Here is a 13321-nt window from a genome sequence, read left to right on the forward strand (position 1 = left end):
AGTTCAATGTTTTTCTTTCAAGATAAAGATTTAATGAATCAGGCAAAAAAATGCTTGGGGAAGAAGGAAAATTTGTTAAAGGTCCATTTATAGAAATTACTCAACCTTTTATTAAAGGGAAAAATTTAATGGAATTAATCGCTAATGGCGTCATTTCCGAAGAATTTTTTGCTTTAAAAAATCATTTTCCTCTTGAACGGCCGTTACACATACACCAGGAAACTGCTATTAAAAAGGTTGTTGAAGGAAGAAATATTATTGTGGCAACAGGAACGGGTAGTGGGAAGACCGAATGCTTTTTATTACCAATTCTCAATGAACTAATGCGTGAAAAAGAAGCTGGAACATTAACGGATGGAGTCCGGGCATTATTGCTTTATCCGATGAACGCCCTTGCTAATGACCAGATTGCTAGATTAAGGGATATTTTAAAAGATTATCCATATATCACTTTCGGTAGGTATACGGGTGAGACAGAAGAGGAACAGAAAAAAGCAGAGGAGCTTTTTTATAAGACCAACCCTGATGTTGAATTAATACCAAACGAATTAATTTCAAGACAACAAATGAGAAAAACGCCTCCGCATATTTTGTTAACAAACTATGCCATGTTAGAATACCTACTCTTACGGCCAAAAGACAATGAATTTTTCTCTGGTGAAAATGCCAAGCATTGGAAATTTATCGTTCTCGATGAAGCACATATATATAACGGAGCAAAAGGAACAGAAATTTCTATGTTGATTCAAAAGTTGAAAGAGCGGATATCTCACTATCAACACAATCATTTAACTTGTATTGCGACCAGCGCGACATTAGGTGGTGGAAAAAATGCTCGCAAAGAAGTAGCCAAATTTGCAACCGATTTATTCCATGAACCCTTTTATCCGGATGATATTATTGAATCAAAGCGGGTTGATTTAACGAACCGGAAAATTCATGGAGTAAAAAGAAGCAGTAAAGAATATACAGGGTTAGAGAGAACGAAAGATAACATAGCGTTATATAGTTTTTTAAAAGATGATTTGAATGTAATCCAATTACAAGAGATATTACAAAGCGAGCCGCAATTATTAAGTGATTTAGCTAGAAAGTTTTTTGTAAACGAAAATCTTTCCAATCAAGCAAGATTAGAAGCGATTGTTCAACTCGTAAATCTATGTGCAATGGCAAAAGAAGATCAAGAAAGTATGCCATTGCTTCCTGCTAGATACCACGTGTTTGTTAAAGCATTAGAAGGTGCATATGTATCGCTTTATAAAAAGAGATTATTATTTTTAGATAGAAGAAAATCATATAAATTGCCGGATGGAAATGTGGTTGTAACTTTCGAACTGGCCAATTGCCAAAGATGCGGTCAGGAATATATTGTTGGTCTGACAAAAGATGAAAAACTTGAGCATGCTGATGCTGATGTAGATATTGAAGGAATGAACAGGCGTAAACCGGAATTTTACATGTTGAGTAAACCTGAAGAGGCTATGCATACAATTTCAGTTGATGATGATGAATTAATTGTTGTTGGAAGCGATAAAGCAAAAGAAATTGCTACCGATGAATATATTTTGTGTACTGCTTGCGGTCATATTGAACAGGCTGGAAAAAAACGACAAACAAATTGTTGCAATTTTCCCGAAGAGAAATATATAAAAGTACTAAAATTAAAAATTGCTGAATATACCGTAAATACATGTTTGAAATGTGGAAATCACACACCAAATATAGTTAAACAGTTTCGAACAGCGGATGACCCGGCAACGGAAGTTTTGACAAGAGCATTATATCCTTGCATACCACCAAATAAGCAACTTTTAGAAGAGGATGATTTCTTTCGTAGTAGTGAGTCAATTGATGAGAATTTATTAGGTAGAAAATTATTAGTTTTCTCAGACAGTCGGCAAGAAGCGGCATTTTTTGCATCCTATTTGCAAGCGAAGTATAACAATGTTCTATGGCGGCATTCCATTATCCAAGTGATTAATCAGCTCCAAGAGTATGATGATATTCGAATTGATAGTTTGACGAACGCAATTGTGAAGTATGGAAAACAAAAAAATCTTTTTGAACCTGGTTTAGACGATATTGAAAAACAGAAGCTTATCCAAACTATCTTGATAAAAGAATTTATGAACTCAGAACGTCAGATTGGTCTTGAAGGACTAGGATTGATTTCATTTGTCCCTGAGAAACCGAATAAATGGTCCAATCTCAATATAAACAGCGTTGGAATTCATAATGAATTAAATTTTACAATTGATGAGTTATGGGAAATTTATAAGGTATTATTCAATACGTTAAGAGAATTGAATGCAATAACACTACCCGACTTAGTTGCAATTACAGATCCGGCCTTTTCTCCAAGAAATCGGGAAACTTATTTTAAAATAGAGGCTGAGCATAGCTCACTTGGGAATAAAATTCTTGGCTGGCTACCAAAAGATAAATCAATTAATAGAAGGCTTGATTTTATCCAAAAAATGTATAGGCAAAAAGGCTATTCAAAAGAAGAAGTTGAACAGAAGGCAAGAAGGCTCTTAAAACAATTGGCAACAATATAAGCTTAACTATAAGAAATGGCAAGTAAAAAAACCGGAAAAATTATTCATTTGCGACAAATGTGGAAGCATCGTATCAAGTAATATAAGGGGAATATGCCCAACTTTTCGCTGTGAAGGAAGTTTAGTTGAATATGAAGAGGGCATGAACAGATTTTCATATTATAAACAATTATATTCAAAGATGAAACCATTACCCCTCATTGCCCAAGAACATACAGCCCAATTAACAAGTGAATATGCTTCCAGACTACAAAACCGTTTTGAAAAGGGCGAAGTGAATGTACTAAGCTGTTCAACTACATTTGAGATGGGGGTAGATGTTGGACAATTGGAAGCTGTTTTTATGCGAAATGTCCCGCCGGAAACAGCAAATTATATCCAGAGAGCAGGACGTGCCGGAAGACGTACGGAATCAACGGCATTTTCCCTTACCTATGCAAAAAGAAGATCACATGATTTAACATACTATCAATTTCCGGAAAAAATTATTAAAGGAATGATTAAGCCTCCATATATTGAGATAAACAATGAGAAAATTGTACTGCGGCATATATTTTCTGTTGTATTTGCCTGGTTTTTCCGTAAGTATGAAAGTTATTTTGGTACGGTAGATGATTTCCTGAAAATTTCAGGAGAAGGTGGAAAAAGTGCCGTCCAAGTATTGAAAGAAGTGTTACATGAACGGCCAGAAGAAATTTTACAATCATTAAAATTTGTTGTCCCTAAATCTCAAAGTATTCAAGCATTTGTCGATCTTGATAATTGGAAATGGGTGGATTATCTCGTTAAAGATGGTGAAGGTGCACTAGTCATTGCTGAGGCAAATATAAAGGAAATAATTGACGAATTGGAAGAAATAAAAAGGAAATTGGACAGTGAACGAAGACCGAGTGACAGTATTTTAAAAATACAAAATACGTATCTTCAAAAGAATGTGCTAAGCTTTTTGTCCTCAGCTAATGTATTGCCGAAATATGGATTCCCTGTGGATGTTGTTGACTTGGATATTCTTCATAATAGTGAGAATGCAAAATTAGTGAACATTTCTAGGGATTTAAAATTGGCTATTTCAGAATTTGCTCCAGATTCAGAAATTGTAGCCAATAAAAAAGTATGGAAGCCCTATGCATTAAATATGAACAAATCGAAAGGCTGGCCGGTCCAACAGTATGCCATTTGCAAACATTGTGGGCGATTATACGCATATCACGTTGACTTAGGTACACCATTTGAAGATAGGGAGGAAAAATGTTGTAATGAGCCTTTAAACTATTTTTATTATGTCCAGCCCGTTTTTGGATTTTCTACAAGGGCAGATGAGGCTCCTGGAAATCCGGGTGAGCGAAGGAAGGCAAAACCAATGCCTTCAAGGGTAAAATTTGATACGTATGTAGATGAAGACTTAGAACTAACAGAGACATATCAAAAAGAAGTTGAAATCGGACCACATAAAATAGATGTCAAATATTCTTCAAGAGGAAAAATGGTCATTGTCAATAGTGGTGGAGGAAGAGGATACTTAATTTGCAAAAAATGTGGTTATATTATTCCAAAAACATTTGAAAGTAATAGCAAGAAAACAAAACAAAAAAGTGAGCATAAGACAAGACTAGGTAAAAAATGTGAAAATACAAAATATTTATATCATGTTCATTTAGGTCATGAATTTATTACGGATGTTGTTGAAATAAAGTTGCCGCTTATTGATAAAAAATATAACCAAACGAGCTTTTGGCCGTCTCTTTTATACTCAATCATGGAAGGGGCGAGTATGGAACTTGGCATTGCTCGAAATGAAATTGGCGGAACATTATATCGGGCAAGTGGAGAGGATCTCATTAATACGTCCATCATTTTGTATGATGATGTTCCCGGTGGTGCAGGTCATGCCAAGAAAATATCTAAACAATTAATTGGAGTCTTGGAAAATGCAAAAATAAAGGTGGCAGGTACATGTGGGTGTGCAGAAGATACAAGCTGCTACGGTTGCTTAAGAAGTTTTGAAAATCAGTTTTATCATGATATTTTACAAAGAGGAATTGCATATGAATATTTATCTGATTTATTACAATATGTAAGAATAAATGAAAGAATTTTAACACATCATTCTTAAAAATAATTAGCCTGTCTTCTTTTTACGACAATGCCTAAAATTTTGGGGACAGGTAAGTTATTTAATGACAAAAATGGAATTGGACTGGTTTTTTAGGGCATAAATCTATATGGATATCTTATAAATGATTTGGTTAGCGGGCTTGGATTATAGGCTAAAAAGTGCCTGATCCTAGTAAATAGCAGGTACTGAAAAATGTTGTAACATTCATGCTTTTATATATCGCTTCTGATTTCTCTTGCTCATCCAGCGTGAGTATCATTATTTCAGCAATTTTTCCAACTGAATAACCTTTACGGAAGTTAACCTGTATGGAAAATAAAATTTTGCTAGAATAGTTGAAAAATATTCCTGGACTTAAATGGTTGTTTTTGTCAACATGATAAAAATTACTGTATAATATACATGGAATGAAATTTATTTGAGGTGGTTTATATGACTGCTGAAGAAATTTTAAAAGCAATTATAGAAATGGATAACAGCGAACGAATAAAATTATTGAATAAGTTATACGATCGCTACTTTGACAACAGACCTCCAAGAGAACAAATTATAAAAGAGAAAGAAGAAATTTTTTGGGGTACTGACGATGACTAGAACTGGGAGACGTGGCGAAATCTGGACCGTTGAGTTAAATGGTAAGAGAAGACCGGTTGTTATTGTGAGTAATGACAATGTAGCTGCAGAACTAGATCATTTAATTGCGACTGTTACTAGCAAACAGGTTCGAAATGAGTTTGATGTTGTTATTGAATATTGGGAAGAAGCTGGCCTAGACAAGCCTTCTGTAGTCAGGTGTTCAAAATTAAATACATTACATTATCAAGAATTATTATTTAAAATTGGAAAATTATATGAAAGTGATTTAGAAAGGGTATTAACTACCATTAGAAATTATTTTTAACTTTTTGTCTCCATAAGTCATCCTAAGACAAAACAGCTACAATGACACTCAAGGTCACTGTAGCTGTTTTAGTTTTTCTTCTTTTTTCCATCCATTGTTTTAAAAAGTTCCTTCGTTGTTTTTACTACATATTTAACCTCATCTAGTTCTCGTTCCTTTAACATGGAATAATGACAATCCAACAACAGTGATTTGTCCATGATTTCATTTTCCCTATCTTCTTCAATGATTTTTTTGAAATCAAAAAATTCAACGGGTTTGACTCCTAAAGCCTTGATAATCATTTCTAAAGTTTCTAAAGTAGTGTTTTGCTTCCCGGTTTCGATTTCAGAAATGCGTGATTTGCTAAAACTCATTTGACCTGTATTTTCTGCCACTCTATCCGCAACGTCTTGTTGAGAAAGCCCCTTTGCTTTTCGAATTGCTTTGATTTGTGTGCCAATTAGTCCCTTCAAATTCGTCATTATTTCACCTCTACCATAAATGCTAGAGAAAAAGCCAAAAAAAGGAGATACCAATATAGTGGAATATTATTAAAAAGTTCCGTTATAATGGTACAATTGTAATAAAAGTATAAAATTGGGGGTCTGTACCCGTTTATTAAGAGGAGATCGAAATGATTCATTTTCAAGATAAAGTAAGTTTCATCTGGTCGATTGCAGAAATCTTAAGAGGACCATATAAGCCGGAAGATTATGGTAAAGTTGTTCTACCCTTGCCGTGTTGCGCCGGTTTGATTGTGTTCTAGAAAGCACAAAAGAAGAGGTGCTGACGAGTTCCGAAAAATTTAAACACTTAAATGAAGATGCGCGTGAACCGATATTGAACCGCATCGCAAAGCAAAACTTCCATAACATAAGTCAATATGATTTTTCAAAATTACTCAGTGATGCCGATAATATTGCGGATAACTTGAGGGATTATATTAACGGTTTTTCGAAAACGGCTCGTGATATTATGGAAAATTTCGAGTTTGACCGGCAAATTGACAAACTTGATAGCAATAATCTTTTATACTTAACGATTAAACGGTTTAGTGAACTTGACCTGCATCCGGATGTCGTGTCAAACGTGGAGATGGGATATATTTTTGAAGAATTAATCCGGCGTTTTAGTGAACATGCTGAGGCCGGGGACCATTATACCCCTCGTGAAGTTATACGTTTAATGGTCAATCTATTGTTTTTAGATGATGATGATATTTTGACAAAACACGGTGTAACACAATCCCTGTATGACTGTGCAGCGGGGACAGGAGGCATGGGCTCGGTAGCAAGTGAATATCTGGAAAAGTTAAACCCAACAGCAGATTTAAAATTCTTTGCCCAAGAAATTAATCCTGAGTCCTATGCGATTTGTAAGGCGGATACGCTAATTAAAGGCGGGGATGCGAAAAATATTAAGCTAGGAAACACATTATTCAATGACCAATTCCCAAGTGAAAAGTTCGACTATCTCATAACGAATCCGCCGTATGGAGTGGATTGGAAGTCCTATGAAAAACCGATTAAGACCGAGCATGAAACATTAGGATTTGCTGGGCGCTTTGGTCCGGGGACACCATGTACAAGTGATGGGCAGCTTTTATTCTTATTACACTTAATTTCTAAAATGAAACCTGTGACCGAAGAAAACCCAAATGGTTCAAGGCTCGCGATTATTATGAACGGATCGCCACTCTTTACCGGAGATGCGGGATCCGGGGAAAGCGAAATTCGTCGCTATGTACTGGAAAATGATTTGGTTGAAGGGATTGTTGCCTTGCCGAATGACCTCTTTTATAATATAGGAATTGCGACATACATTTGGATTTTGACAAATAATAAAGCAGCGCACCGTCGTGGCTAAGTGCAGCTTGTAAATGCGGTCGATTTTTATAAAAAGATGAAGAAAAGTCTCGGTAATAAACGAAATGAAATTACCGATGAGCAAATAGAAGAAATTGTTCGTCTGTACGGAGATTTTAAAGAAGGTGAGTATGTTAAGATTTTCGATAATGAGGATTTCGGTTATCAAAAAATCACTGTGGAACGACCGTTGCGCTTGAATTTTAAAATTGATGAAGAACGGATTACGAAAGTGACAGAGCAGAAAGCATTTCAAAACTTAGCGACATCAAAGAAAAAGGGCGAAAATGGTCTAGCTGAAATTGAAAAAGGGAAACAAACTCAAGCCAAAATCATTGAAGTGTTACAGAGCCTGGCAAGTGAAGAAGTTTATAAAAACCGAGAAGATATTACGAAGATGTTAAAAGAAGTATTCAAACAAGCTGGACTAACGATTAATACTCCTGTTTTAAAAGGTATTTTGGCAGGGCTTTCGGAAAAAGATGAAACGGCAGACATTTGCATGAAAAATAAAACAGAACCCGAACCGGACCCGGACCTGCGGGATACCGAAAATGTGCCACTTAGAGAAAATATTTATACATACTAGACTTTAGTACCTAAAAGTTCCTTATAGAAGGAATCTATAGCAATAAATGCTTTAAAAACGAATTGACTTTATCAGTAATTAAGGTATTATTACTTTCAAGGGAAAAATCGGTTCGCTAGGTTTGTAATTGGGATTGGGATAGGGATAGGTGAGGATAAGGCATTAGGAAAAGTAGCATGGGGCATGTTAATGGAAGGAGTAGCAGCAAATTGATTACCAAAAAAACTCAACTTAGTGAAGAAGAAATTCAAAATTTGAATGGGTGATTTTTGTTAGCCTTTTGGAAATTATCATCTAGGCTACTTATGAAAATATTGGGTAATTTCAACACCACTAACTATCTAAATAATGAAGGAGATATTTTCTATGGCAGAATTAAAATATGAAATCGTTGAACATATTGGTGTGCTTTCGGAGTCATCAAAAGGTTGGACGAAAGAATTAAACGTCATTAGTTGGAACGGAAAAGAGCCGAAATATGATTTGCGTGATTGGGCCCCGAACAAAGAGAAAATGGGAAAAGGAATCACTTTAACCCAAGCAGAGTTAGAGGTGCTTAAAAGTTTGCTTCATTCTTAACTGATAAAGAAAAATTAATTGGAACTTTTATTCACCAAACTAGGGAGTTAACTAAAAATGAACGAGCTACTAGTATTCGGTGATTTACATAAATAACTGTGCAAACTTGGCCAAATGGAAGTTGCGATTCCAGAAAGTAGTTTTGCCCCAGGGTATAACCGGCTTGGCTGGAGAGGCAAGAGGAAATTTGCAACTTTACATGGAGATAAAAAGTACCAATACTTAATCCTTCATGTTGACCCGGGGAACCCTGAATCTACAAAAGGGAAGACCATTCAAAAGGAAATCCAAGAAATATTAAAATTTGATATTAAAGAAATGAGAAGTTTCAGCCTGAAAAAACATGAAGTTTATATTCCACTTGAATGTATTGATTCAAAGAAAAATTTCGAGCTACTAAAATGTTTTATTAAGAAACTATATGAAGTGGCTTATAGAAAAGTTGAAAGATGAGCACGCATTTTAAAAAGTAGTATTTCGTATTTTGTCCAACCTAATAATTAAATGCCCCGTTCTTGAACACCAAATGGTATCGGTGACTATTGTAACCAAAAGAATTGGCTGCTCACCGTAATCGGGAGCAGCCGTTGTTTCGTATTATGCCGCTTCTTCGTCAACGTTTATACTTTCTTGACGGTTATGGCGACCTTTCCAATAAAAATAACCGATTGTAGCAGCTGTTAAAAAAATCCCGATGATAAATGAAAGGTTTAAATCCAACCTAAATCCAATTTGCGCATTTAGAATGTAGACAAATACCATATACGTAATAAAAACGGCCGGTATAAACGCAATCCAGTAATTTCTCTTTTTAACATACAAGTACATAGCACCAATCCAAAGAGCAAGTGCAGCGGTTCCTTGGTTCGCCCAAGAGAAATAGCGCCATAGGATGTTAAAATCAATTTGTGTTAATACAACAGAAATTGCAAATAAAGGCAGTGCAATATATAAACGTTTTGCCAGTTTGATTTGTGGTAGTTTAATATAGTCTGCAATAATATTTCGAGCTGCACGGAAAGCAGTATCGCCGGAAGTAATCGGTAATACAACCGCACCCAAAACAGCAATCGTACCTCCTACAGCACCGAGTAAATAAACAGACACTTCATTCACAACAAGTGAAGGAGTTCCTTCAGCAATCATCTCCTTTAACGTCATTCCATCAAAAATGGCCATCGTAGCTGCAGCCCAAATCATGGCAATAATACCTTCAGCAATCATCATTCCGTAAAAAATAAAGCGTCCTTCTTTTTCACTCTTTGTTGTTCTTGAAATGATTGGCGATTGCGTAGCATGGAAACCGGATAGGGCCCCGCAAGTTATTGTAAAGAATAACATTGGAAAAATTGGTATGTTGTCCGGATGCATATTCGTTAAAGATAATTCCGGAATTTTAGCTGCATCGCCACTTACAAACATACCAACCGCTACGCCAAGGGTTCCTATTAATAAAACGGCACCAAAGAATGGGTAGAGGCGACCGATAATTTTGTCAATCGGTAGAACAGTAGATAATAAGTAATAAAAAAAGATTGCACCAATAATTACTCCTAAAGCAACTTTTTGATCAATTAAAATATGAAGCATGGAAGCAGGCGTTGTAACGAAAACGGTACCAACGAGTAATAATAATAACAGTGCAAATGCATTAACTACGTGCTTCGATGCTTTTCCTAAAAATTTTCCTGCAAGTTCCGGGATATGTGCACCTCTGTTCCGGATAGAAATCATTCCTGTTAAATAATCATGAACGGCACCGGCAAAAATGGAGCCTAAAACAATCCACAAAAACGCCACCGGTCCGAATAGCGCACCCATAATTGGACCGAAAATTGGTCCTGTACCGGCAATATTTAATAATTGGATGAGCGAGTTTTTTGTCTTACTCATTGGCACATAATCCACCCCATCTGCATTCGAATAGGCTGGCGTTTTTCGCTCGTAATTTGGCATAAATACTTTTTCTACATATTTACCATAAGTGAAGTATCCTAATAGTAAAAGTGCAATTCCCCCAAAAAATGTTACCATTTCTCCATCCCCTTTGCTGTTAACTATTTGAAATACAATCCCCTAAGAATTTGAAACGTGACATTCCATTAAGTCTTTTCCGGAAAAGCGATCCACCCTCTCTAAATTTTGTAATTAAGTTATAAATAGTAATAAGATTAATTACTAATAACTTAGAATCCCCGAATTCTTACAATGGATACGAATTCACTACTATTGTAAACGGTTACTAATGTATTTGACAAGAAAAACACACCGGGACAGTTCGTCGTCCCAAGTGCAATCAATAAACCGGTCTCCATGTTAGTCCCTGTTTTACTATGTCGATAGGATAAAATTTGAGATGGTTTAAACAGACTCTGAGAAAATTTATAGGGTATTATAGAAATCGACAACAGTTAACGAATAATGTTAACTGAATAACATATAACATTCCATACGGTGGATAGCGAATTAGATCTTCCCGGTACGGAATGTGTCAACTATAAATAAATTTGGTAACCGGTATAACCAATCAATAGAATAAGTAACAGGAAAAAACTATGTTCAAACAGACCACCAGTTTTAACACTAAACGGAATGCCTACCCGAGTTTTTAGCGGCCAAAGGAATTTCACACCATCTACCGTCAGCATATCAAGAACAATATGACTTATAATGCCAAGCATGATTCCGAATTCCAATGATTCCGGTAATGAAAAAATATGAAACAGCCAATAACCTAATATTAAAAATAGCAGACTATGTGTAAACGTTCGGTGTCCAAAAACGGAACTGATCATATCATCAATAATAGGAACGGCTCTGCCAATCTTTGAACCGGTATGATCAATATCGGGTACCATCGCCCCAAAAATTAATCCGCCAAAAAAGAGGACATCCGGTTACCGGTGAGAAGCTTTCTTTTGGCGACCGTCTACTTGCGGGAGGTTTTCTGGCTCTTTCGTTACTTCCACCGGCAAAAGCAGTAGAGATTGGCGGGAAAACTGTGATAAAAGGTGTCGATGCAGGAATTCCGGCCCTTGCCAAAACACCGGGAGTGCTCAAAAAAATTCGAAACGTCCTAGCACCAAAGAAAATCAAGCAAGCCTTTCGCTCCGTGTATGATCAGGTAGTAAACGCTCCAATTGCCCTGACCAAGGCTTGGTTTGATACAATAAAGAAGGAGATTGGAGAAATTCGGCTTCCGCAAATAGCACAAGAAGCCTACGCAGGAATCGGTGCAGCTGAAAGAACCGTTAAGGATGCGTTTAGTGATGCAAAGGACCTGATCCAACGAATCAAAAATACCAAAATAGATGAGTTGGATGTTAGAGGGGTTACTAAGGGTATAGGTAATGTTAATAGGCTTATTCCAGGAACACCGGGAGTTGTTACAGGAGGAAACTCCAATAAATTAGGGAAAAATATGATAGAGGATATGGGGCTTAAGCGTTCTACAAATTGGAGTGGTTATCAAGCACAACATATAATTCCTTCTGAAATGGCCAATAATCCTGTTATTCAAAAAATAGGAATGAATTTCGATGACTCATCAAATGGTATTTTTCTAAGGGTGCCAGATAATGATATAAGTACTATGTCTAGGCACAGGGGGTATCATTCTGTTTATAACGAAGTAGTTGAAAGAGCATTAAACAAAATGGATATTAATCAAAGTGTTGATAGTTTACAAAAGCAAGTTTATGAGTTGCAAAGTAATCTTAGGAGATTGCAAGAGAAGGGTTTGCCATTATATCCTAGTCAAGGTGCAAATGTAGAACTTTGGGAAAGAAAACTCAAACAACTTGAAAAATAATTTTAGGTAGGAGGTAAGTTCTTATGGATAATGAAGATATTAATTTACTTGAACAGTTACTTTATAATACAGATAAAAACTATATAATAAATCAGTTAATGAATACAAATAACTCTTTATTACTTCATTACTTTGCTGCAAATTATAATTGGAATAGTGGATTTGAAGTACCAACAGTTATTCTAGAAAATGAGGCTTGTGATTTCGGAACGGGCTTACTAATGTTTTATTATGCAGACGGATATCGTATGTTAGAGAATCCTTATGAGGTTTCAAGTTCTTCATTAGAAGACTGGAAAGTTTTTTTAGTTAAGGTTTATAATAAATTAATAAACTTAGAATTTAAATCTCAGAATATTTCCTTCGACCCTGAATTAACAAAAATTCAAAAATATAAATTGAAAAAGAGTAATCCAAATATTCCTGAAGTCCTCATTAGTAAATCGCCAGGAGATGTGGTTGATATTCCTAAAATATAATATGTAATTAATTATAATTATAACCTTGATTGGCTATATGCCTTTCAAGGTTTTTTGGCTTTAAGAACCTCATGGTAAAAAATTTACTTTTGAAACTCACGATGGTTAGTAAACTTAAGAGATTAGTTGCATTGAAAATTAAATAAAACAAACCACGCTAACTATATTTAATTTATCAATAAAAATAGACTTTATTAATACTTTTATAGTTAGTTGTCGTATTGCTCTAACACAATTAGTACTATCCAGACTATTTCCAATTATACAACGTTTAGACTTCAATTTCAACCCCGACCACCAGTAAACATATAAAGTAGTAGGATTATCTTTGTTCATGTAAACAGCATTGAAATTCATTTCCCAATGCTGTTTTTTTTTGCCTCTTAAATAACCACGGTGAATCATATCATAAATAATATTGGTTTTTAGAGGGGGTTGACC

13 protein-coding genes and 1 pseudogene are annotated in these 13321 nt (G+C 35.5%); 9 read left to right on the plus strand and 5 right to left on the minus strand.

The window, feature by feature from the left end; all coding sequences use genetic code 11:
• Positions 1-50 precede the first annotated feature (50 nt).
• From BT1A1_RS18175 to BT1A1_RS05100, 4 genes are all read left to right on the plus strand, one after another.
• The gene (locus tag BT1A1_RS18175) at positions 51-2558 is read left to right on the plus strand and encodes a DEAD/DEAH box helicase (protein WP_051989014.1); all 2508 of its coding nucleotides are present in this window, start codon (positions 51-53) and stop codon (positions 2556-2558) included.
• Between the two features lie 142 nt (positions 2559-2700).
• Positions 2701-4671 carry a Zn-binding domain-containing protein gene (locus BT1A1_RS18180; protein WP_051989015.1) on the plus strand — a complete coding sequence of 657 codons (1971 nt, stop codon included), beginning with the start codon at positions 2701-2703 and terminating at the stop codon, positions 4669-4671.
• A 435-nt stretch (positions 4672-5106) separates the two neighbouring features.
• Positions 5107-5268 (plus strand): hypothetical protein, encoded by a 162-nt coding sequence (locus tag BT1A1_RS19050; RefSeq protein ID WP_197057076.1) that lies wholly within the window; start codon positions 5107-5109, stop codon positions 5266-5268.
• The gene (locus BT1A1_RS05100; RefSeq protein ID WP_034768760.1) at positions 5261-5575 is read left to right on the plus strand and encodes a type II toxin-antitoxin system PemK/MazF family toxin; all 315 of its coding nucleotides are present in this window, start codon (positions 5261-5263) and stop codon (positions 5573-5575) included. The genes BT1A1_RS19050 and BT1A1_RS05100 overlap by 8 nt, the downstream gene beginning before the upstream one ends.
• 68 nt (positions 5576-5643) lie before the next feature.
• On the opposite strand, the gene BT1A1_RS05105 is transcribed toward BT1A1_RS05100, so the two are convergent.
• Positions 5644-6039 (minus strand): helix-turn-helix domain-containing protein, encoded by a 396-nt coding sequence (locus BT1A1_RS05105; protein ID WP_034768763.1) that lies wholly within the window; start codon positions 6037-6039, stop codon positions 5644-5646.
• A gap of 152 nt (positions 6040-6191) precedes the next feature.
• On the opposite strand from BT1A1_RS05105, the pseudogene BT1A1_RS19570 reads away from it, so the two are divergent.
• The 3 genes and pseudogenes from BT1A1_RS19570 to BT1A1_RS05120 form a co-directional block, all read left to right on the plus strand.
• A pseudogene (locus tag BT1A1_RS19570) lies at positions 6192-8008 on the plus strand (type I restriction-modification system subunit M); the annotation flags it as partial.
• Positions 8009-8377: 369 nt separating this feature from the next.
• Entirely contained in the window at positions 8378-8590 is a 213-nt protein-coding gene (locus BT1A1_RS05115; protein WP_034768765.1) for a YdbC family protein, read from the plus strand.
• Between the two features lie 114 nt (positions 8591-8704).
• Positions 8705-9043 (plus strand): hypothetical protein, encoded by a 339-nt coding sequence (locus BT1A1_RS05120; RefSeq protein WP_231553295.1) that lies wholly within the window; start codon positions 8705-8707, stop codon positions 9041-9043.
• 144 nt (positions 9044-9187) lie between these two features.
• Here BT1A1_RS05120 and BT1A1_RS05125 read toward each other — a convergent pair whose 3' ends face one another.
• The 3 genes from BT1A1_RS05125 to BT1A1_RS05130 form a co-directional block, all read right to left on the minus strand.
• Positions 9188-10624 (minus strand): carbon starvation CstA family protein, encoded by a 1437-nt coding sequence (locus tag BT1A1_RS05125; RefSeq protein ID WP_034768767.1) that lies wholly within the window; start codon positions 10622-10624, stop codon positions 9188-9190.
• 152 nt (positions 10625-10776) lie between these two features.
• Positions 10777-10905, minus strand: a complete 129-nt coding sequence (locus tag BT1A1_RS19455) for a hypothetical protein (RefSeq protein ID WP_255601896.1) — start codon at positions 10903-10905, stop codon at positions 10777-10779.
• Positions 10906-11085: 180 nt separating this feature from the next.
• Positions 11086-11460, minus strand: a complete 375-nt coding sequence (locus BT1A1_RS05130; RefSeq protein ID WP_269147485.1) for a metal-dependent hydrolase — start codon at positions 11458-11460, stop codon at positions 11086-11088.
• 131 nt (positions 11461-11591) lie between these two features.
• Here BT1A1_RS05130 and BT1A1_RS18585 point away from each other — a divergent pair, with 131 nt between their 5' ends.
• Both BT1A1_RS18585 and BT1A1_RS05140 read left to right on the plus strand, forming a co-directional pair.
• The gene (locus tag BT1A1_RS18585; protein WP_231553296.1) at positions 11592-12401 is read left to right on the plus strand and encodes an AHH domain-containing protein; all 810 of its coding nucleotides are present in this window, start codon (positions 11592-11594) and stop codon (positions 12399-12401) included.
• 23 nt (positions 12402-12424) lie between these two features.
• Complete coding sequence (locus BT1A1_RS05140; protein WP_034768773.1) at positions 12425-12880, plus strand: DUF4274 domain-containing protein; 456 nt, start codon at positions 12425-12427, stop codon at positions 12878-12880.
• A 138-nt stretch (positions 12881-13018) separates the two neighbouring features.
• On the opposite strand, the gene BT1A1_RS19265 is transcribed toward BT1A1_RS05140, so the two are convergent.
• On the minus strand, positions 13019-13321 hold a 303-nt coding region (locus BT1A1_RS19265; RefSeq protein WP_231553297.1), incomplete at its 5' end, for a hypothetical protein.

Source organism: Caldibacillus thermoamylovorans (assembly GCF_000751775.1).
Lineage (GTDB): Bacteria > Bacillota > Bacilli > Bacillales > Caldibacillaceae > Caldifermentibacillus > Caldifermentibacillus hisashii.